The following is a 19,693-nucleotide window of genomic DNA, read 5'->3' as shown; positions in this document are numbered from 1 at the left end:
CCCATGGCGCAAAGCAATTGGCGAGGCGGGCGCGGGCGGCGCACCAAGAACGAGATCAACATGGTGCCGTTCATCGACGTCATGCTGGTGTTGCTCATCATCTTCATGGTCAGCGCGCCCTTGATGCCCACGGGTGTGGTCGATTTGCCCAGCGTGGGCAAGGCCAAACAGGCGCCTGAAAAAGTCATTGAGGTGGTGGTGGGCGAGGGCGAACAAGTCAGCCTGCGCATCGACCAGCAAGACAGCGGCAGCATGAAGCTGGCCGAGCTGACCAAGCGCGTGAAGGCCGCCCAGGACGCCACGGCGGGTGGCCCCATGGCGGCGCCTGTCATCATCAGCGCGCGCAAGGATGTGCGCTATGACGCCGTGCTCAAGATCATGGACACCTTGCAGCGTGCAGGCGTGGCCCGCGTCGGGCTGACGGTGCACACGACCGGGGGATGAGCAGCATGGCGATGGCGCGTGCTGAGGTGTTTCGGCCCAAGGCCGAGGACAAACTGGGCCTGGGCATGGTCCTGGCCCTGGCGGCGCACTTGCTGCTGGTGCTGGCGCTGGCCTTTGGCGTGAGCTGGCGAACAAACACGCCCGTGATCGCAGAGGCCGAGGTCTGGGCCGAAGTGCCCAAGGCCGTCGCCCCTGCCGAAGAGCCACCACCACCTACACCGGTCGAGGAAACCCCACCGCCGCCGCCCCCTGTGGCGCAGGCTGAGCCCGAACCCGTGCCTGAGCCCGAGGCCGACATCCCGAGTGCGCCGGTGCCCAAGGCCAAGCGCAAGAAGGAAAAGCCATTGCCGCCGGTGGCCAAGGTGGAGCCGCCGCCCAAGCCCAAAAAGAAGCCCGCGCCACCCAAGGAAACGTTCATCACCGAGCCTCCGGTGGTCGCGAAGAAGCCCAAGACGCCGTCTGTGCCGCCCACCACGCCCACCGTGTCGTCGGCCGAGCGCGAGACCCAGCGCAAGGCCGCCATGCAGCGCATGATGAAAGACTTGGGCTCGCTGGGCACCTCGGAGCAATCCGCTGGCCCTTCTGCCAACTACGTGGGCAAGCTCCGGGCACGCATCATCCCCAACATCACCTTCCTGATGGACGAGGGCAGTGGCAATCCCACAGCTTTTGTGGAGATCCGCTGCGCGCCGGACGGCACCATCCTGTCACGCCGCCTGCTGGATCCCAGCGGCTCACCCGCCTGGGACAAGGCCGTGCTGGATGGCATCGACAAGACACGCTCCCTGCCCTTGGACGAACGCGGTCGCTTGCCCGACACGGTCTTCCAGATCGGGATCAGCCCGCGCGATCGGTGACGCTCACGCGCCAGATCCAGCCATGGTGCAAGGCCAGCGCCAGCCACTGAGCCAGGTCGAAATCGGCGTGTGCGCTGTCCAGCAAGGTGGACAAGCAAGGCACGCTTCGGTTGGCTGACGGTGCCAGGGCGCTCATCCAGTCCACCATCGCCTCGGGCAGTGCCAGCACTTCGGCACGCCATTGGGGGCGCCACACCACGGCGGTTTCGGCCTGGCGGGCCGATATGACCTGGCGCAGCTGATCTAGCATGTCGGCCTGGGGCGGGCCTTCGGCGCTGGCGGTCTGGTGGGCCTGCCATAGCGTGACCACTGGCCAATCTGATCGGATCACGCTCAAGCCAGGGCGCAATTCAAGCAGCAGATGGGCGGGATCTTGCGTGCCCAGCAAGGCCAGCGAGTCGGGCTCGAAGGTCGCATCGCTGGCGTGTTCGGCGGTATGCCGGGCCCAGTCCAACCGGGCGCCATCGGGCAGGTAGGGCCAGGCTTGCACTTCGGGCAAACCGGCCAGCCAATCGGGCAAGGCCTGGCCCCATGCCGTCAGGTTGCCTTCAGTGGGCGGGTGGTGGCGCCACAGTTGTCTGGCCAGCAGCGCCAGCGCCTCCTCTCCCAGCAAAGCCTGCACGGTGGGGTAGGCGGCGGCCAGCACACGCTCTGCCGTCGCGCTGGCATTGCCCTGGTAGGCGGCCAGCCCCAGGCGCAGAGTTTCCCCCTGCTCACGCCAGGCGGCATGGGTCGGCAGGCCCCACAGGGCTTGCAAGAGGGCGGCCTGACGCTGGCCTTCTGCGGCCGCGCTCATGCGGTGGCCGCCAGGGCTTGTGCCGCCACCGCATCGGCCCGCCGGGCTTGGCCCAGCAGCACGTCCAGTGAAGGCACATCGGTGTCCCATTCGATCAAGGTTGCTTGGGGGCCAAAGCGTTGCATGGCTTCGGCATAGGCCTGCCACACCACCGGTTGCACCTCGGCGCTGTGGTCGTCCACCACCAGCTGGCCTGCTTTCGTGGGCATTTGAAAACCCGCCAGGTGCACTTCGCCCACCAAGTCGCGCGGCAGCGCTTGAATGAAGGCCCGGGCGTAGGCCCCAGCCGCCGCCAGGTCGCGAGGCAAAGACACCTCATCCAAGGCTGATCGGCCCTGGCGCACGGCGTTCAATCCGTTCACCACCAGGTTGTTGACGTCCAGCAGCAATTGGCAGCCGCTGCGTTGGCACAGCGCGGTGAGGAACTGCGCCTCGGGCAGGCAATCGTCCGCGTAACTCAGGTAGGCGGACAGGTTTTCGACCATGATGGGGCGCCGAAGGCGCGACTGCACCTCGTCCACATGGCGCACCAGGATGTCCAGTGAGGCGGGGGTGAAGGCCAAAGGCAACAGGTCGCTGGCATGCACGGTGTCGCCGCCAGGCCAGCTGCCCCGCGCAAAACACGCGTGGTCGGACACCCGAACGGGCTCGATCTGTTCCACCAGCCGCGCCAGCTTGTCCAAGTGCCCGGCATCCAACCCGCAGGCCGATCCCAGTGACAAGCCCACGCCATGCAGGCTCACTGGGTAGTGCTCCCGCGTGGCACGCAGCACGGCCAGGGCCGCCCCGCCGTCACCAAAGAAGTTCTCGGAGTGGACCTCGACAAACCCCAGGGGGGGCAAGCGCGCCATCAAGGCCTGGTAGTGGGGCTGGCGCAGCCCGATGCCGGCCAATCCGCTGTGGGATGTGGCCACCATCCGCTTTACTTCTTGTCGGCTTGCTTGGCCATGGCGACCTTGGCTTCTGCGGCGGACAGGCCGCCCAGCTTGGCGCAGGTGCCCTTGGCCACCAGCTTCCATTCGCCGGGGGCCTTGTCCACCGTGGATTGGCCGGCGCAAGAGTGGCTGCCCGACAGGTTGGCACAGCTGTTTTCGCCCGCCTTGGCCACGCCAAAGCATTTTTCCTTGCCCTTTTCGGCGCCCATCGAAGAATCCATGTCGGCCGCAGCTGGGGACACGAGGCCCAATGCCATGACGGATGCAAGGGCGGAGGAGAGCAGTTGTCGTTGGTTCATTTGTAAACTCCAAAAAATGGTTGGCGATGAGGTTTCGGTAGCGGCCTCTGATTTCTTGGTCGTCGGGCGCCCGGAAATCTGACACCGAATTCCTTGATTTCCATTTGCCGTGAAAAACTGCCTCAAATGGCCGCTTCACGATCCTAGGCTATTTCATAGCATGGCAATCATTCACGACCACTGTCGGGCCGTGGAACGTTAGGAGTGTCATGTCTGATTCACCATTGCCGCCGCTGAACTGGGAGGGTGCCTTGAGCCAGCTCGATTCTGCCGCGCCCGGGTCGGCCGATTTGGTGGACCAGGATCAGTCGATGATCGACAGCGAAAGTGGGGTGTTCCTCTGGCCGACGCCGCCTTTCGCCACCTACCCGGCTGCCCGTCAGCAAACCGAACACGAAACCTGCGAGATCGAAGGCCTCAATGGCCGGATCATGAAGGGGCGCCTGAGCTTTTTCGTGCCGGACGAGGAAGTGGCCCACATCCAAGTGCCGCCCTCTCGCACCACCATGGCCCTGCGCTTTGGCCAGTTCCGCACTTTGTTGCTCACCAACCCCCTCAAGCCCAAGAAAGCAGGGGATGGGCAGGACCCCCACGCGTCCATGCTGGGGCACCGCGCCAGCGTTGATTTTCGGGTGAAGTTCAAGGCCGGAGGTCAGATTGAGGGCCAGACCATGGGCCACCGGGAAACCGAATTCGGCGTCTTCCTGTTCCCGCCCGTGGGCGATGACGGGTCCGTGCAACGCCTGTTCGTGGGGCGTGAGGTCCTGGAGTCGTTTGAAGTGGGCGGCAAGATCGGCGAAATCCTGGTGGGCGCCAGCGCGCTCACACAAGAGCAGGTGGAGCAGGCGGTTGAAGTGCAAAGCCAGATGCGCAACCAAAAGCTGGGTGACATCCTGCTGACCCAGCAGGTGGTTTCGCCCGAGCAGTTGCTGGCCGCCATCGAGCAACAGGGCAAGATGCCCATGGTGCGCATCGGCGAAGCGCTGATCGCCCTGGGCATGATCAACCAAGCTCAATTGGAAGAAGCCCTGGAACGCCAAAAGCGCGATCGCAGCGTGCCCTTGGGCGAGTTGCTGGTCACCCAAGGCCTGGTTTCACGCCACGACTTGCAAACCGCCCTGGCGCGCAAGATGGGCTATCCCCTGGTGGACCTGGACAAGTTCCCGATCGAGGCTGAAGCGCTGCGCAAGGTGCCGTTCCCCGTGGCCCATCGCCTGATGACGGTGCCCTTGTTGCTGCGCGATGGCAACCTGATCATCGCCGTCGAAGACCCCAGCAAGCGCCTGACCTTGTCCGAGCTGGAGTTCATCACCCAGTGCAAGATCGTGCCGGTGCTGGCCCAGCACACCCAGCTTGAGTTCGCTATCAAGGACGCCTACAGCAAGATTGGCGCTGACATCACCGCCGATGCCTATGGGCGGGCCTCCTCGCACAACCAGAGCAACGACTTCGACATGGAAGCGCAGTCTTCCGGCTCGCTCATGGAGGACCTGGAAAAGCAGAACGAGGACTCCCGCGGGAACGAAGACGACCACCCCATTGAGCAAAGCGACAACTCGCTGGTGCGTCTGATCAACACCATGATCATCGAGGCGCACGCGCAGGGCGTTTCTGACATCCACGTTGAAAGCTACCCCGGTAAAGAGAAGATCAAGATCCGCTTCCGCAAGGACGGCGTGCTCATGCCGTATTTGGAGCTGCCGCCCAACTACCGCAGCGCCATGATCGCCCGCATCAAGATCATGTGCGATCTGGACATCTCAGAGCGCCGCAAGCCGCAGGACGGCAAGATTAATTTCGCCAAGTTCGTGCCGCAGCACAAGATCGAGTTGCGCGTGGCCGCCATCCCCACCAACAACGGGATGGAAGACATCGTCATGCGGATCCTGGCCTCGGCCAAGCCCTTGCCGCTCGACAAGATCGGCCTGAGCCCCAACAACCTGTCGCGCCTGAAAGAGGCCATGGAACGCCCTTACGGGCTGGTGCTCTGCGTGGGGCCCACGGGCTCTGGAAAAACCACCACGCTGCACTCGGCGCTCAGTTTCATCAACGTGCCCGAGCGCAAGATCTGGACGGCCGAAGACCCGGTGGAAATCACCCAGCCCGGCCTGCGCCAGGTGCAGGTCAACCCCAAGATTGACTGGACCTTCGCCAAGGCCCTGCGCGCCTTCCTGCGGGCCGATCCAGACGTGATCATGGTGGGCGAAATGCGCGACCAGGAAACCGCCAGCATGGGCGTTGAAGCCTCGCTGACCGGCCACTTGGTGCTGTCCACCCTGCACACCAACAGTGCGCCCGAAACCGTGACCCGCCTGCTGGACATGGGGCTGGATCCGTTCAACTTTGCCGACTCATTGCTGGTGGTGCTGGCGCAGCGCCTGGTGCGCCGCCTGTGCACGCAATGCAAAGTGGCCGAACCCGCCACCGATGAAGACATCGACATCCTGCTGCGCGACTTCCTGCAGGTCTCGCCCAAAGACGTGCCCGAGTTCGACCGCGAGCACGTTCACCAGGACTGGCTGAGCCGCTTTGGCCGCGACGGCAAGCTGATGAAGTACCACAACCCGGGCTGCCCCCACTGCAACCAAACGGGTTACAAAGGCCGCGCCGGCCTGCACGAATTGATGTCGATGAGCCGCGAGTTGCGGCACCTGATCCAGACTGGCGGGCGTGCCGAACAGATCCAGCAACTGGCCCTGCGCGAGGGCATGCGCACCTTGCGCCAGGACGGCATCGAGAAGGTTTTGATGGGCATCACGAGCATGGAAGAAGTGCGCGCGACCAGCAACTCTTGACGTTGTTGTGCCCAAGCCGCACGCGGCCTTTGAAAAAGGTGCAAGATAAGCACCAATGAAGTCACAGATCAGCCCTGTCTTCTTCTGGTTATTCGGGGTATGAACAAGGGGTGATTTCAGCGATCTTTGGTGTTATGGCGATGCTTGTGTGCTCGCGCCGGGCCACCAGACGGATATCCGGCAGTTCACCCCAGCATCGATGGCTTGTGTCGATGTCTCGGAGGTCTGCATGGACGTGATCAGTAACTTCGCCGCTCGCTATGAGCGCACCCGTGAAGAAGAGTATTCCCTGGAGGAGTACCTTGACATTTGCAAGCGCGACAAAATCGCGTACGCCACCGCCGCCGAGCGCATGCTCCAGGCCATTGGCGAGCCGCAAACGATCGATACCCGCAACGACACGCGCCTGTCGCGGATCTTTGCGAACAAGGTCATCAAGATCTACCCGGCCTTCGAAGAGTTCTATGGCATGGAAGACGCCATTGAACAAGTGGTCAGCTATTTCCGCCATGCTGCACAAGGCTTGGAAGAAAAGAAACAGATCCTGTATTTGCTGGGCCCAGTGGGCGGCGGCAAATCGTCCATCGCCGAACGCCTCAAGCAACTGGCCGAGCGCGTGCCCTTCTACGCGATCAAGGGATCGCCGGTCAACGAATCGCCCTTGGGCCTGTTCGAACCGCTGGAAGACGGCCCCATCCTGGAAGCCGAATACGGTATTCCCCGCCGTTACCTGCAACGCATCCTCAGCCCCTGGGCCGTCAAGCGTCTGGACGAGTACGGCGGCGACATCCGCAAGTTCCGCGTGGTCAAGCGCTACCCCAGCGTGCTCAAGCAGATCGGCATCGCCAAGACCGAACCGGGCGACGAAAATAACCAGGACATCAGCTCCCTGGTCGGCAAGGTCGACATCCGCAAGCTGGAAACCTATGCGCAGGATGACCCGGATGCTTACAGCTACTCTGGCGGCCTGTGCCTGGCCAACCAGGGCTTGCTGGAATTCGTTGAAATGTTCAAGGCGCCCATCAAGGTGCTGCACCCGCTGCTGACTGCCACGCAAGAAGGCAACTACAAGGGCACGGAAGGTTTTGGCGCCATCCCCTTCGACGGCGTCGTGCTGGCCCACAGCAACGAAAGCGAGTGGAAGGCCTTCCGCAACAACAAGAACAACGAGGCTTTCCTCGACCGGATCTACATCGTCAAGGTGCCGTACTGCCTGCGCGTCTCTGAAGAGATCAAGATCTACGAAAAGCTGGTGCGCACTTCGTCGCTGTCCAAAGCGCCTTGCGCCCCGGGCACCTTCAAGATGATGTCGCAGTTCGCCATCCTGACGCGCCTGAAGGAGCCGGAAAACTCCAGCACCTACAGCAAGATGCAGGTCTACGACGGCGAGAACCTGAAGGACACCGACCCCAAGGCCAAGTCGCTGCAGGAGTACCGAGACTACGCAGGTGTGGATGAGGGCATGAGCGGCGTGTCCACCCGTTTTGCTTTCAAGATCTTGTCCAAGGTGTTCAACTTCGACACCGCTGAAGTGGCCGCCAACCCCGTGCACCTGATGTACGTGCTGGAGCAGCAGATCGAGCGCGAGCAGTTCCCGGCGGAGTTGGAGGCCAAGTACATCGCCTACATCAAGGAGTCGCTGTCGCCTCGCTACGCCGAGTTCATCGGCAAAGAGATCCAGACCGCCTACCTGGAAAGCTACAGCGAATACGGCCAGAACATCTTCGACCGCTACGTGACCTACGCCGACTACTGGATCCAGGACCAGGAGTACCGCGACAACGACACGGGCGAGAGCTTTGACCGTGGCGCACTCAATGGCGAGTTGGAGAAGATCGAAAAGCCCGCCGGCATTTCCAACCCCAAGGATTTCCGCAACGAGATCGTCAACTTCGTGCTGCGGGCCCGCGCCAACAACAGTGGCAAGAACCCCTTGTGGACCAGCTACGAAAAGCTGCGCACGGTGATCGAGAAGAAGATGTTCAGCAACACCGAAGAGTTGTTGCCGGTCATCAGCTTCAATGCCAAGGCCAGCGCCGACGAGGTCAAAAAGCACGAAGACTTCGTTAACCGCATGGTCGAAAAGGGCTACACCGCCAAGCAGGTCCGCCTGCTGTGCGAATGGTATTTGCGCGTTCGAAAGTCGTCATAAGTCCTGAAACGGAGTCCCGATGCGGCAGCACATCATTGACCGACGGCTTGCGGGTAAAAACAAGTCGATCGGCAATCGCGAACGCTTCCTGAGGCGTTACCGCGACAAGGTTCGCGATGCGGTGCAGCGGGCCATCAATGGGCGCAGCATCCGGGACATCGAAAAAGGCGAAGACATCGCGATCCCCAAGCGCGACCTGTCCGAGCCGGTGTTCAGCCACGGCCAGGGTGGCATCCGTGATGTGGTGCACCCGGGCAACCGCGAGTACGTGCAAGGTGACCGCATCGAGCGGCCACCGGGTGGCGGCGGGCAGGGCAGTGGTTCGGGCGAAGCGAGCGATTCCGGCGAGGGGGAAGACGACTTCGTTTTCTCGCTCAGCAAAGAAGAATTCATGCAGGTCTTTTTTGAAGACCTGGCTTTGCCCAACATGGTCAAAACCGCCTTGGCCGAGATCCCCGAGTGGAAAAGCCAACGCGCCGGTTACTCCAGCGATGGCACCGCCAGCAACCTGCACGTGGTGCGCTCCATGCGCGGCGCGCTGGGTCGGCGCATCGCCCTGGGTGCGGGCGTGCGTCGCGAGCTGAAAGAGCTGGAAGACAAAGTGGCCGCGCTGCGCGCCGAAGACGAAGCCGGTGACGACGCGCTAACGCTCGAACACGCCCACGAGATCGAAGCGCTGGAAGCACGCATTGAGCATCTGCGCGCCCGCGTTCGTGGCATCCCTTTCCTGGACCCGATCGACCTGCGCTACCGCAGCCGTATCAAGGTGCCCGTGCCCACCACCAAGGCTGTCATGTTCTGCGTGATGGACATTTCGGGCTCGATGGATGAGCAGCGCAAGGAGTTGTCCAAGCGCTTCTTCATCCTGCTGTACCTGTTCCTGACCCGGCACTACGACAAGATTGAGTTGGTCTTCATCCGCCACCACACGCAGGCGCAAGAGGTGACTGAAGACGAGTTCTTCCACGCGACCGAGACCGGCGGCACGGTGGTGTCTAGCGCCCTGGTGCTGCTGGACGAGATCATCACCGCCCGCTACCCCACCAACGAGTGGAACCTGTACGTGGCCCAGGCCAGCGATGGCGACAATTGGCACCACGATTCAGCCCGTTGCCGCGAGATCCTGGAAGACAAGATCCTGCCCCTGGTGCGTTACTTTGCCTATGTGCAAGTGGCGCAAACTGAGCAAAACCTGTGGGACGAGTACATGGGCCTGAGCGAATCACACAAGCAATTTGCCATGCGCAAGGTGCTGGACGCCTCGCAGATCTACCCAGTGTTCCGTGAACTGTTCAAGAAGGAAGGGGCAGATTCATGAGCGCCATTTTGAGACCCGATCCCCTCCCAGGCCCCTCGGATTGGTCCTTCGAGCTGATCGAGCAGTACCACGACGTCATACGCGCCACCGCCGAGCGTTACAAGCTGGACACCTACCCCAACCAGCTGGAAATCATCACCGCCGAGCAGATGATGGACGCCTACGCCAGCGTGGGCATGCCGGTGAACTACCGGCATTGGTCTTACGGCAAGGAGTTCATCGCCACCGAGAAGAACTACCGGCGCGGCTTCATGGGGCTGGCGTATGAAATCGTCATCAACTCCAACCCCTGCATCAGCTACCTGATGGAAGAAAACACCATGGCCATGCAGGCCCTGGTGATCGCGCACGCGGCCTATGGCCACAACAGCTTCTTCAAAGGCAACTACCTTTTCCGCATGTGGACGGATGCGTCCAGCATCATCGACTACCTGGTCTACGCCAAGAACTACATCGCTGGTTGCGAAGAACGCCATGGTCTGGACGCCGTCGAAGAAATCCTCGACTCCTGCCATGCCCTGATGAACCATGGGGTGGACCGCTACCGCCGCCCCAGCAAGTTGTCGCTTGAAAAAGAGCTGGCCCGTCGTGAAGAACGTGAGGCCTACCTGCAGCAGCAGGTGAATGATCTGTGGCGCACTTTGCCGCGCCGTGTCGACAAGACTGGTGATGACGATGGCGCGCGGCGTTTTCCGTCGGAGCCGCAAGAAAACATCCTGTACTTCATCGAGAAGAACGCGCCGTTGCTGGAGCCCTGGCAGCGCGAGGTGGTGCGCATCGTGCGCAAGGTGGCGCAGTATTTCTACCCACAGCGCCAGACGCAGGTGATGAACGAGGGCTGGGCCACGTTCTGGCACTACACCTTGCTCAACACCATGTACGAAGACGGCCACCTGAGCGACGGCATCATGTTGGAATGGCTCAAATCGCACACCAATGTGGTGTACCAGCCGCCGGTGGGGCACCGCGCCTACAGCGGGCTGAACCCGTATGCCTTGGGTTTTGCGATGTACACCGACCTCAAGCGCATTTGCGAGCACCCTACTGAGGAAGACCGGCATTGGTTCCCCGAGTTCGCGGGTTCGGCTGAAGGTGCGCCCAAGGGCGACCATGCTTGGCTCAAGACCCTGGACTACGCCATGCGTAACTTCAAGGACGAGAGCTTTGTGGGGCAGTTTCTGTCGCCCAAGGTGATGCGAGATTTCCGCCTGTTCGCCATCAGGGATGATGAGGATGAGCCGGAATACGAGGTGTCTGCCATTCACGACGAGGCAGGTTACCGCGCGCTGCGCGAAAGCCTGTCACGTCAATATGACCTGAGCGCGCGCGAACCCAACATCCAGGTCTGGAGTGTGAACCTGCGCGGTGACCGCTCTTTGACTTTGCGGCACACGCAGCAGGCCAACCGGCCTTTGGCGGATGGTACGCGCGAGGTGCTCAAGCACGTGGCCCGGCTGTGGGGTTTTCCGGTTCACATGGAGAGCGTGAACGGTGATGGCGATGTTCGCCAGCAGTGGACGGTGGTGCCTGCGTCGATGGAGTGATGCAAGGGGCTTGTGCATAACATGTTGCGTTCTTGCACTAAACCCCCTATTTAGGCGTTTTTCCGTATTCTGTGATTGATGGGCTCAGTTAACTTGGGATCTGTCCGATAAGCCAAGAGGCTTGGGCGCGACATGCCCCGAGACGAGTTCCTCACGCAATCATGAAACCGGAGAACAAGATGATGAATATCCTTTACAGGACAAAGCTGTCTGCCACATTGTGTGCAGCTGGCATCGGCTTGATGGCAGCCAATCAGGCTTCCGCCGAGGTCACTTTCAAGGTCAGCGGCTACGGTACTTTGGCGGCCACCATGACCGACCAAGATGACATTCAGTTTCGCAATTCCTTGAGTCAATCCGAGGGTGCTAGCAATAAGCTGGACCTGGGGGTGGATTCCCGCCTGGGCTTGCAAGGTGTCCTCAATTTTGGATCTGGTTTTTCCATCACTTCGCAGTTGTTGGGGCAACGCCGCCGCACTGATGGCACACCTACCTCGAATGAAGATTTCAATGTTGGGTTTGAATGGCTGTTTGGCCAATATTCGCCCACTTCCAATATCGATCTGCGCCTGGGGCGCGTGGTGTTGCCATCATTCATGATTTCGGATTCGCGCAACGTAGGCTATACACAGCCTTGGCTGCGTGCACCGATGTCGGTGTATGCGCAAATGCCATTGACGACGCTGGATGGCGTCCAGGCGTTATGGCGCATTCCCATGGGGCCCGCCATCATGACCATTCAACCCAGTTATGGTGAGAGTGCGTTCAACATCTCCAGCAGTGGCTTGCCTCTCAAAGCTACTTCTCACCCTGTTGCCAGCCTCAATGCGAACCTTGAATTTGGTGATTGGCTGATTCGGGCCGGGCAGGTGCGAGGCTCATCCATGCTGAGAAACCTCGTGCTTAGCCCCTTTTTGGCAGGCAGCCCGTTGAACCACAAGATGAAAGACGTGTTCACCAGCGCAGGTTTGCAGTACGACAACGGAACAGCAATCGTGATGGCCGAATGGGCTCAGCGTAAGCAAAATGACATCGACCCCAGTTACTTTTCGGGGGCGCCTTTCAATATTGGTGGCAAGCCTTTGGCCGAGACCCGCTCGTGGTATGCGGGAGGCGGCTGGCGTTTCGGGAAATGGCTGCCGATGGTGGTCTATGGCGAGGCCAAGAACACCTTGACCTCGGTCAAAACGCACAACATGAATTTCAGTGTGCGCTACGACCTGATGAATAACGTAGCCTTGAAGGCGCAAGTCAGCCGGTATGACGGTCGGGACACCGCTGCATTCGTGGTGCCTGATGCTGCCAAAGGCACTGTCAATGTCTTTGCCGTTGGCGTTGACTTCGTGTTTTAAGGGAGGAGATCACCATGAAAAATTACATCAAACGCGGTTTGATCGCCTTGGGCCTGTCCGCTGTTTCCATGGCATCTCAGGCCCAAGTGGCCGTGATCATGGGTCCCAGCGCGGCACCAGTCAGCAAAGACCAATTGGCCAACATTTACCTGGGCCGAAGCTTCGACCTCAAACCGGTCGACCTGCCCGAGGCCTCGCCTTTGCGTGAGCAGTTCTACAAGAAGGCCACCGACCGAGACCAGTCCCAGATCAAAGCGACTTGGTCCCGGATCGTGTTCACGGGCAAAGGCCAGGCGCCCATCATCTTGCCGGACGCCGCCGCCGTTAAAAAAGCCGTGATCAGCGATCCCAAAGCCATCGGCTACATCGACAAGGGCGCGGTCGATGGTTCGGTGAAGGTGGTGTTCTCACTCGACTGAGTTTTTCCACTTCCAGCCCCATCGCGGGACGCAGCGTGACAAACATCACGCTGCGTCCCGCGATGCATTTTGGCCTCTGAAACGGGGCGCGAAATGGGTGCCTTGGTGGCTGTTTATCTCGCTCAAGATTTCGGCCGGGTCGCCAAGAATCGGAGCAAGAAGTACCCAGGCACCCACCCACCATGTCCGACAGCTCCCAAGACAAGCAACTACCAGCCTCAGAGCGGAAGCTTAAGAAAGCCCGCGAAGAAGGCCAGGTGGTGCGTTCGCGTGACCTGGGGCACTTCCTGGTGATCCTGGCCGCGGTGGGGGTGCTGATGGCGTTGACGCCGGTCTGGATGGACAAGATGCAGCTGCAGCTGAACGCCGGCATGCGCTTTGATGCCCGGGCGGTGGCCAATCCCGACGTGATGGTGCAGCGCCTGTCGCAATGGAGCGCCCAGGCCATGATGATGGTGGTGCCTGTGGGCGCTGGCGTGGCCCTGGCCTCGGTGGCGGCCAGCATCCTGGCGGGCGGCTGGGTGATGTCCTTCGAGGTCATTTTTCCCAAGTTTGGCAAGCTCAACCCCATCACTGGTTTCGCCAACCTGCTGTCCAAGCAGCAGATGGTCGATGCCTTGAAAGCGAGTGCCCTGGGTTTGATCCTGGGTGGCACCGGGGCCTTCTTCCTGTCCCGCGTCTGGCCCGACATGGTGGGCCTGATGGGCCTGCCCCTGCCGACCGCCATCCGTGAATTCGGCATGACGCTGGGCAGCGTGATGACCTCCATGTTGCTGGTGCTGGCTTTGTTCGCCATGGTGGACTGGCCCCTGCAGCGCTTCATGTTCATGGGCCGCATGAAGATGAGCCACCAGGACCAGAAGGATGAAGTCAAGCAGATGGAAGGCAATATGGAGGCCAAGCAGCGCATCAAGCAGCGGATGCGCGAGATGGCCCGCAAGCGCATGCTGGCCGCCATTCCCTCCGCCGACCTGGTGGTGATGAACCCCACCCACTATGCCGTGGCACTGAAGTACGACGAAGGCAAGATGGGCGCCCCCCGCGTGGTGGCCAAGGGCCTGGATCTGCTGGCCCTGCGCATTCGCGACCTGGCCACCGAGAACAAGGTGCCCGTGCTGGAAGCCCCCCCGCTGGCGCGCGCCCTGTACGCCAACACAGAGATCGATGCCGAGGTGCCCATGGCCTTGTACGGCGCCGTGGCGCAGGTGCTGGCCTATGTGTACCAACTCAAAGCGGCCTTGGCTGGCAAGGCGCCCCTGCCGGGCAACTTGCCAGACCTGGACGTTCCCGCCTCCCTGGATCCAGCCAATAAGGCGCACGCATGAACCCGTTCCTGCAACAACTTCAAACCGTGATGAGCGGCAAGTCCGCCAAGGGCTTCCAGGTGCTGGCCGCGCCCATTGCTGTGCTGTTGGTGCTGGTCATGATGATCCTGCCTCTGCCGCCGCTGGCGCTGGACATCTTCTTCACCTTCAACATCGCGATGGCGGTGATGGTGATGATGGTGTCGGCCACCATGCTGCGCCCGCTGGACTTCGCCGCCTTCCCCTCGGTGCTGCTGTTGACGACGCTGCTGCGCTTGTCGCTGAACGTAGCCTCGACCCGGGTGGTGCTGCTGGAAGGGCACAACGGCCCAGGCGCTGCGGGCCAGGTGATCGAATCCTTTGGCCACTTCCTGATCGGCGGCAACTTCGCGGTCGGGATCATCGTGTTCGCGATCCTGGTGGTGATCAATTTCGTGGTGGTCACCAAGGGTTCCGAGCGGATTGCCGAAGTTGGCGCGCGCTTCACCTTGGACGCGATGCCCGGCAAACAGATGGCCATCGATGCCGATTTGAACGCCGGCCTGATCGACGAAAAAGAAGCCAAGCGCCGCCGCATCGAGGTGGGCGAAGAGGCTGAATTCCACGGCGCCATGGACGGTGCCTCCAAGTTCGTGCGCGGTGATGCGATCGCCGGCATCCTGATCCTTTTCATCAACATCATCGGCGGCTTCATCATTGGCGTGGCGCAGCATGACCTGTCGGCCAGCGAAGCTGCCAGCTCTTACGTGCTGCTGGCGGTGGGTGACGCGCTGGTGGCGCAAATCCCGGCCCTGCTGATCTCGGTGGCCTCTGCCATGGTGGTGTCCCGCGTGGGCAAGGGCGAGGATGTGGGCGCGCAGATCATTTCGCAGATGTTCCAAAACCCCAAGGTGATGGGCGTGGCGGCGGGCGTGATTGGCCTGCTGGGCCTGATCCCCGGCATGCCCAGCCTGGTGTTCCTGCCGATGGCCGGTGGTTTTGGCTGGATGGCCTGGCGCATGCAGGAAAAGCAGGAGGCGGCCCGCAAGGCGCCCCAGCCGGTCGACAAACCGGTGGATGCGCCGGTCAACAACAACGGCGAAGCCACCTGGGAAGACTTGCAGCCCGTGGACACCCTGGGCCTGGAAGTGGGCTACCGCCTGATCCAGCTGGTGGACAAGGACCGGGGTGGCGACCTGCTGACCCGGATCAAGGGCGTTCGCCGCAAGTTCGCGCAAGAAGTGGGCTTTTTGCCGCCTTCTGTGCACATCAAGGACAACCTGGAGCTGCGGCCCAGCTTCTACCGCATCACCTTGCGTGGCGCGATCGTGGGCGAGGGCGAGGTGTTCCCCAACATGCTCATGGCCATCAACCCCGGCCACGTGACCAATCCCTTGAAGGGCACGGCCGCGGTCGACCCGGCGTTTGGCTTGCCTGCGGTGTGGGTGGAAGAGCGCCAACGTGAAGCGGCGCAAATGGCCGGGTACACCGTCGTTGATCCCTCGACCGTGGTGGCCACGCATCTTTCACACTTGATGCAGGTCCATGCGGCCAAGTTGCTAGGACGGGTAGAGACCCAGCAGCTGGTGGAGCATGTGACGAAACTGGCCCCCAAACTGATTGAAGACGTGGTTCCCAAGATGGTTGGCATTGCGACCTTGCAGAAAGTGCTGCAGCTCCTGTTGGAAGAAGGCGTTCACATCCGTGACATGCGTTCGATCATTGAAACGCTGGCCGAGCAAACGTCGGGCGCGGGCCACCTGGCCAACGATCCTGCCGAGCTGGCCCGCCGCATTCGCGTCGGTCTGGCCCCGGCCATCGTCCAGCAGATTTATGGCCCCGTGAAGGAACTGGATGTGATTGCCATCGAACCCGATCTGGAGCGCTTGCTCACCCAGGCCCTGACTTCACCGAGCGGCCCCATGCTGGACCCCGGCGTGGCCGACCACCTCACACGCCAGGCGGCTGAAGCCACCCAGCGCCAGGAAAACCTGGGTCACCCCGCTTGCCTGCTGGTGCCCGACGCCATCCGGCCCACGGTGGCCCGCTTGTTGAAACGCGCAGCACCGCGTCTGAAGGTGCTGGGTCACAGCGAAATCCCTGAGACCCATTCGATCCGCATCGGTACCCTGATTGGAGGCCACGCATGAACGTCAAACGCTTTATTGGACGCACCTCACGCGAGGCCATGCAAAAGGTCAAGCTCGAGTTTGGCAACGACGCTGTCGTGTTGTCGACCAAGCCCGCCCCTGAAGGTGGCATCGAGGTGCTGGCCATGGCCACCGACAGCGTGCCGTCGATGGATTCGTACCCACCGGCCGAACGCGAAGAGCGTGCGCCTGCGGCTCGTCAGCAAGCTGCTTCACCACAAGCCGCCGCGCCTGCTCGGAAGGCCGAAGTCGCGCCAGTGGCCGCCCAGTCTCAAGCCCGCTCCGCGATGTCCAACCTGGCTTCGACCGTGCAGGATGACGTCAAGCAACTGGCCATGAGCACCTTGTCCTTCCAGGACTATGTGCGTGAACGCATGCTCAAGCGCCGCCAGGTGGCCCTGAAAGCCGCCCGCACCGAACCCGCGCTGGCCGGCACGCCTGAAGACCAGCTCTCGCAGCGCCTGGGCAATGTCAAACCTCAGCAGCCAGCGCAGCCAAGCGCCAATGTGGACTTGTCGGCTGGCCTGGACGCCTGGTTGTCTTCGCCGCCCCAGTCGGCTCAAGCACCTGCTCGCCCGGTGCAGGCTGTTCGTGCCGTGCCTCAAGACACCAGCCGCGTGGCCCAGGTCTTGCCATTGCGTGCCGAATCTCGCGAAGAAACCCAAGCCCCGCCGCGTCAGGCGCCTGCCCAGGCTGCCCGCCCGGCCAGCGACCCTGCTGAACTGACACTCAAGGCCGTGACTGGCCGCAGCGCCGCCTCGGCCGACAGCTCGCGCCCCGATGCCGCCACCATGGCCGCGCTGAAGGCATCGCAAGACGCCAATGCCTCCATGCTCACTGAGCTGCGCGCCATGCGGGCCATGATGAAGGAACGGTTTGAAACCATCGCTTTCATCGAAAAACTGCGCCGCACGCCTGCCCAGGCTGGCCTGGCCCAAAAGCTGTTGGACGGCGGCTTCTCCGCCGTGCTGATCCGCAAGATGCTGGACGCCATGCCCGCCGACGTCAGCTCCGGTGCGCAAGACGAAAACGTGTGGGCCGCCCAGGTGCTGCAACGCAACCTGAACACGGCCGACAAGGAACTGGCCATCGAAGACCAGGGCGGCATCTTTGCCCTGATCGGCTCGACCGGCGTGGGCAAGACCACCTCGACCGCCAAGCTGGCCGCCATGTTCGCCGCCAAGCACGGCGCGCAGAACCTGGGCCTGATCACGCTGGACGCTTACCGCGTTGGCGCCCACGACCAACTGCGCGCCTACGGCCGCATCCTGGGTGTGCCCGTGCACATGGCCCACGACCGCGCCGCGCTGGAAGACCTGCTCGAATTGCTGTCTGGCAAGAAGATGGTGCTGATCGACACGGCCGGCATGGCCCAGCGCGATGGCCGCACCAAAGACCTGCTCGAGATGCTGGCCCACCCCGCGATTCGCAAAGTGCTGGTCATCAACGCCTCGTCGCAAGGCGATGCGATCGAAGACGTGATGGCGGCCTACCAGGTCAATGCCTGCGCTGGCGTGATCCTGTCCAAGCTGGACGAGGCTGTGAAGCTTGGTCCGGCGCTGGATGCGTTAATCCGTCACAAATCCAAGGTGCTGGGCGTCGCCAACGGCCAACGCGTGCCAGAAGATTGGCACAGACTGTCATCGCAGGCTTTGGTGCACCGCGCCTTGCGTGCCAGTCTCAATCCCGCGTACCGCCTGGACCCCAATGAAGTCAGCCTGGTGTTTTCGACTCCCGCCATGACCGACGTCACGGCCTCACCGTCCGCGCTTTGAACCTGTCGCCGCCCATGACCAGTTTTTCGCCTCAACCCCTTGCCGCCAGCCCCCCGGCCGACCAGGCCCAGGGTTTGCGCCAGATGTTCGCCTCGCGCGTGCTGCGGTTTGTGCCCGTGGTGGCCAACCCCGGCGCGGCGTGCGGTGGTGTCGTGCTGGAACGCTTGTGCGCCGCCTACGCCAGCTTTGGCCTGCACACCCTGGTGGTGGACGCCGGTGACCAAGCCAGAGGCCTTAGCGAACTGGCGGAGTTTGACTTGAGCGAAGGCATCGAGCCTTTGTCCAAGCAGGTGAGTTACCTGGCCGCCCGCGGCCTGCCCTTGCGACACGCCGATGCGCGCGGTTCCTGCGGCAGCCTGTTGCACGCCCTGGCCGATGCGGCACCGCAATGCGATGTGGTGCTGGTGCATGCCTCCGCCAGCGAACTGGTGCGCATCTTTGGCGAACGTGCCCGGCACGGCAACCTGCGCCCGCTGGTGTTCACCAACGATGTGGCCGAAGGCCTCAAGCAGGCCTATGCCGCCGTCAAGATCATGAGCCAGCGGGGCCCGTGGTTGGCCTACGACCTGCTGGTGTGCGCACATCCCCATTCTGACCAGGCCGATGCCGTGGCCGAGCGCCTGGGCCAGTGCGCCGACAACTTCCTGGGTGCTGCGCAACGTGACTGGCTGCGCATCAATCCCCACGAGCCGTCCAGTCACGACCCCAGCCCCCGGTTCCTGGAACTGGCCGCCGGACTTTTGCAGTGTGCCTTGCCGCTCACCCTCGGTGATGCTGCATTCGACCATTTGGTCTCACCAGGGTCTGCCTTGCCTTCGCGCATGGCCCCCGTACTCAATTGATGTTCATGGAGCAGCGCATGTACACCGCCAAAGGCCGCCTCGATATGGACGCCCAGCTCAAGCAATACAGCTCGCTGGTGCGGCGTCTGGCCCACCAGATGATTGCGAAATTGCCGGCCAACGTTGAGATCGATGACCTGATCCAGGTCGGCATGATCGGCCTGAGCGATGCCTTGACCCGCTTCGATGCCGGGCAGGGCGTGCAGTTCGAGACCTTCGCCACCCAGCGCATCCGCGGCGCCATGCTCGACGAGCTGCGCGGTGCCGACTGGATGAGCCGCGGCACCCGCAAGCAGCAGCGCGACATCGAAGGCGCCGTGCACCGCCTGGAGCAGCGCCTGGGCCGTGCGCCACACGAAAGCGAGATCGCCAAGGAAATGGACATGTCGCTGATCGACTACCAGGAGATGTTGGGCAAGGTGCGTGGCACCCAGCTCATCCACCTCGAAGACATGAGTGGCGAGGATGGCGACAACGACTACCTCGACCGCCACGTCACCGACGAAGGCAACGACCCCCTGGCCCTGCTGGCGGACCATCGCATGCGCTCGGCCCTGGTCGAAGCGATCAAGAACCTGCCGGAGCGCGAACAGTTTGTGATGAGCATGTATTACGAGCAGGACATGAACCTCAAGGAAATCGCCGCTGTGCTGGGCGTGACCGAGTCGCGCATCTGCCAGTTGCACAGCCAGTCCATTGCCCGGTTGAGAGTCAAATTAAGAGAGTGGTGAC

16 protein-coding genes are annotated in these 19,693 nt (G+C 62.2%); 13 read left to right on the top strand and 3 right to left on the bottom strand.

Translation table 11 applies throughout. From position 1 onward, the window contains the following. Window positions 1-3: 3 nt before the first annotated feature. Both PSV38_RS10230 and PSV38_RS10225 read left to right on the top strand, forming a co-directional pair. Window positions 4-444, top strand: a complete 441-nt coding sequence (locus tag PSV38_RS10230; protein ID WP_300547104.1) for a biopolymer transporter ExbD — start codon at window positions 4-6, stop codon at window positions 442-444. Beyond that, window positions 441-1,301 carry a cell envelope integrity protein TolA gene (locus tag PSV38_RS10225; RefSeq protein ID WP_300547103.1) on the top strand — a complete coding sequence of 287 codons (861 nt, stop codon included), beginning with the start codon at window positions 441-443 and terminating at the stop codon, window positions 1,299-1,301. Before PSV38_RS10230 ends, PSV38_RS10225 begins: the two co-directional genes overlap by 4 nt. On the opposite strand, the gene PSV38_RS10220 is transcribed toward PSV38_RS10225, so the two are convergent. Genes PSV38_RS10220 through PSV38_RS10210 form a run of 3 tightly spaced genes read right to left on the bottom strand, consistent with a single transcriptional unit; the run spans window position 1,282 to window position 3,331 of the window. After that, window positions 1,282-2,097: a putative DNA-binding domain-containing protein gene (locus tag PSV38_RS10220; protein ID WP_300547101.1), complete on the bottom strand. Its 816-nt coding sequence runs from the start codon at window positions 2,095-2,097 to the stop codon at window positions 1,282-1,284. The two genes, PSV38_RS10225 and PSV38_RS10220, sit on opposite strands and share 20 nt — an antisense overlap. After that, window positions 2,094-3,014, bottom strand: coding sequence for a DUF692 domain-containing protein (locus PSV38_RS10215; protein ID WP_300547100.1), 921 nt, complete (start codon window positions 3,012-3,014; stop codon window positions 2,094-2,096). Before PSV38_RS10215 ends, PSV38_RS10220 begins: the two co-directional genes overlap by 4 nt. A 5-nt stretch (window positions 3,015-3,019) precedes the next feature. Beyond that, window positions 3,020-3,331 (bottom strand): DUF2282 domain-containing protein, encoded by a 312-nt coding sequence (locus PSV38_RS10210; RefSeq protein WP_300547099.1) that lies wholly within the window; start codon window positions 3,329-3,331, stop codon window positions 3,020-3,022. Between the two features lie 209 nt (window positions 3,332-3,540). Between PSV38_RS10210 and PSV38_RS10205 the strand changes: the two genes are divergently transcribed. The 11 genes from PSV38_RS10205 (at window position 3,541) to PSV38_RS10155 (ending at window position 19,692) form a co-directional block, all read left to right on the top strand. Continuing rightward, the gene (locus PSV38_RS10205) at window positions 3,541-6,126 is read left to right on the top strand and encodes an ATPase, T2SS/T4P/T4SS family (protein WP_366526653.1); all 2,586 of its coding nucleotides are present in this window, start codon (window positions 3,541-3,543) and stop codon (window positions 6,124-6,126) included. A gap of 229 nt (window positions 6,127-6,355) precedes the next feature. Further along, window positions 6,356-8,278, top strand: a complete 1,923-nt coding sequence (locus tag PSV38_RS10200; protein ID WP_300547097.1) for a PrkA family serine protein kinase — start codon at window positions 6,356-6,358, stop codon at window positions 8,276-8,278. 19 nt (window positions 8,279-8,297) lie between these two features. Next, window positions 8,298-9,596 carry a YeaH/YhbH family protein gene (locus tag PSV38_RS10195; RefSeq protein ID WP_300547095.1) on the top strand — a complete coding sequence of 433 codons (1,299 nt, stop codon included), beginning with the start codon at window positions 8,298-8,300 and terminating at the stop codon, window positions 9,594-9,596. After that, window positions 9,593-11,140 carry a SpoVR family protein gene (locus tag PSV38_RS10190; protein ID WP_300547093.1) on the top strand — a complete coding sequence of 516 codons (1,548 nt, stop codon included), beginning with the start codon at window positions 9,593-9,595 and terminating at the stop codon, window positions 11,138-11,140. The genes PSV38_RS10195 and PSV38_RS10190 overlap by 4 nt, the downstream gene beginning before the upstream one ends. A gap of 161 nt (window positions 11,141-11,301) precedes the next feature. Then, on the top strand, window positions 11,302-12,492 hold the full coding sequence (locus PSV38_RS10185) for a porin (RefSeq protein WP_300547091.1): 1,191 nt from the start codon (window positions 11,302-11,304) through the stop codon (window positions 12,490-12,492). Between the two features lie 14 nt (window positions 12,493-12,506). Beyond that, window positions 12,507-12,911: a hypothetical protein gene (locus PSV38_RS10180; protein ID WP_300547089.1), complete on the top strand. Its 405-nt coding sequence runs from the start codon at window positions 12,507-12,509 to the stop codon at window positions 12,909-12,911. Between the two features lie 182 nt (window positions 12,912-13,093). Then, a complete protein-coding gene (gene flhB / locus PSV38_RS10175) occupies window positions 13,094-14,236 on the top strand; it encodes a flagellar biosynthesis protein FlhB (RefSeq protein WP_300547087.1) in 1,143 nt (380 codons plus the stop codon). Beyond that, on the top strand, window positions 14,233-16,344 hold the full coding sequence (flhA, locus tag PSV38_RS10170; RefSeq protein WP_300547085.1) for a flagellar biosynthesis protein FlhA: 2,112 nt from the start codon (window positions 14,233-14,235) through the stop codon (window positions 16,342-16,344). Before flhB ends, flhA begins: the two co-directional genes overlap by 4 nt. After that, window positions 16,341-18,119: a flagellar biosynthesis protein FlhF gene (flhF, locus tag PSV38_RS10165; RefSeq protein ID WP_300547083.1), complete on the top strand. Its 1,779-nt coding sequence runs from the start codon at window positions 16,341-16,343 to the stop codon at window positions 18,117-18,119. The genes flhA and flhF overlap by 4 nt, the downstream gene beginning before the upstream one ends. 14 nt (window positions 18,120-18,133) lie before the next feature. Then, window positions 18,134-18,961 (top strand): flagellar biosynthesis protein, encoded by an 828-nt coding sequence (locus PSV38_RS10160; RefSeq protein ID WP_300547082.1) that lies wholly within the window; start codon window positions 18,134-18,136, stop codon window positions 18,959-18,961. Between the two features lie 17 nt (window positions 18,962-18,978). After that, the gene (locus PSV38_RS10155) at window positions 18,979-19,692 is read left to right on the top strand and encodes an RNA polymerase sigma factor FliA (protein ID WP_300547080.1); all 714 of its coding nucleotides are present in this window, start codon (window positions 18,979-18,981) and stop codon (window positions 19,690-19,692) included. Window position 19,693 lies beyond the last annotated feature (1 nt).

The sequence above is a fragment of the Aquabacterium sp. genome (genome assembly GCF_029946005.1).
Lineage (GTDB): Bacteria > Pseudomonadota > Gammaproteobacteria > Burkholderiales > Burkholderiaceae_C > Aquabacterium.
The sequence above is the reverse complement of the archived record's forward strand: the minus strand, read 5'-3'. Positions and strand labels throughout refer to the sequence as shown.

Bases quoted from the DNA above. Each gene is read 5' to 3' on its own strand.
- PSV38_RS10160 (WP_300547082.1), top strand. From the start codon at position 18,134: ATGACCAGTTTTTCGCCTCAACCCCTTGCCGCCAGCCCCCCGGCCGAC.
- PSV38_RS10180 (WP_300547089.1), top strand. From the start codon at position 12,507: ATGAAAAATTACATCAAACGCGGTTTGATCGCCTTGGGCCTGTCCGCT.
- PSV38_RS10230 (WP_300547104.1), top strand. From the start codon at position 4: ATGGCGCAAAGCAATTGGCGAGGCGGGCGCGGGCGGCGCACCAAGAAC.
- PSV38_RS10225 (WP_300547103.1), top strand. From the start codon at position 441: ATGAGCAGCATGGCGATGGCGCGTGCTGAGGTGTTTCGGCCCAAGGCC.
- PSV38_RS10215 (WP_300547100.1), bottom strand. From the start codon at position 3,014: ATGGTGGCCACATCCCACAGCGGATTGGCCGGCATCGGGCTGCGCCAG.
- PSV38_RS10195 (WP_300547095.1), top strand. From the start codon at position 8,298: ATGCGGCAGCACATCATTGACCGACGGCTTGCGGGTAAAAACAAGTCG.
- PSV38_RS10220 (WP_300547101.1), bottom strand. From the start codon at position 2,097: ATGAGCGCGGCCGCAGAAGGCCAGCGTCAGGCCGCCCTCTTGCAAGCC.
- PSV38_RS10210 (WP_300547099.1), bottom strand. From the start codon at position 3,331: ATGAACCAACGACAACTGCTCTCCTCCGCCCTTGCATCCGTCATGGCA.
- PSV38_RS10190 (WP_300547093.1), top strand. From the start codon at position 9,593: ATGAGCGCCATTTTGAGACCCGATCCCCTCCCAGGCCCCTCGGATTGG.
- flhF (WP_300547083.1), top strand. From the start codon at position 16,341: ATGAACGTCAAACGCTTTATTGGACGCACCTCACGCGAGGCCATGCAA.
- flhB (WP_300547087.1), top strand. From the start codon at position 13,094: ATGTCCGACAGCTCCCAAGACAAGCAACTACCAGCCTCAGAGCGGAAG.
- PSV38_RS10200 (WP_300547097.1), top strand. From the start codon at position 6,356: ATGGACGTGATCAGTAACTTCGCCGCTCGCTATGAGCGCACCCGTGAA.
- PSV38_RS10205 (WP_366526653.1), top strand. From the start codon at position 3,541: ATGTCTGATTCACCATTGCCGCCGCTGAACTGGGAGGGTGCCTTGAGC.
- PSV38_RS10155 (WP_300547080.1), top strand. From the start codon at position 18,979: ATGTACACCGCCAAAGGCCGCCTCGATATGGACGCCCAGCTCAAGCAA.
- flhA (WP_300547085.1), top strand. From the start codon at position 14,233: ATGAACCCGTTCCTGCAACAACTTCAAACCGTGATGAGCGGCAAGTCC.
- PSV38_RS10185 (WP_300547091.1), top strand. From the start codon at position 11,302: ATGAAACCGGAGAACAAGATGATGAATATCCTTTACAGGACAAAGCTG.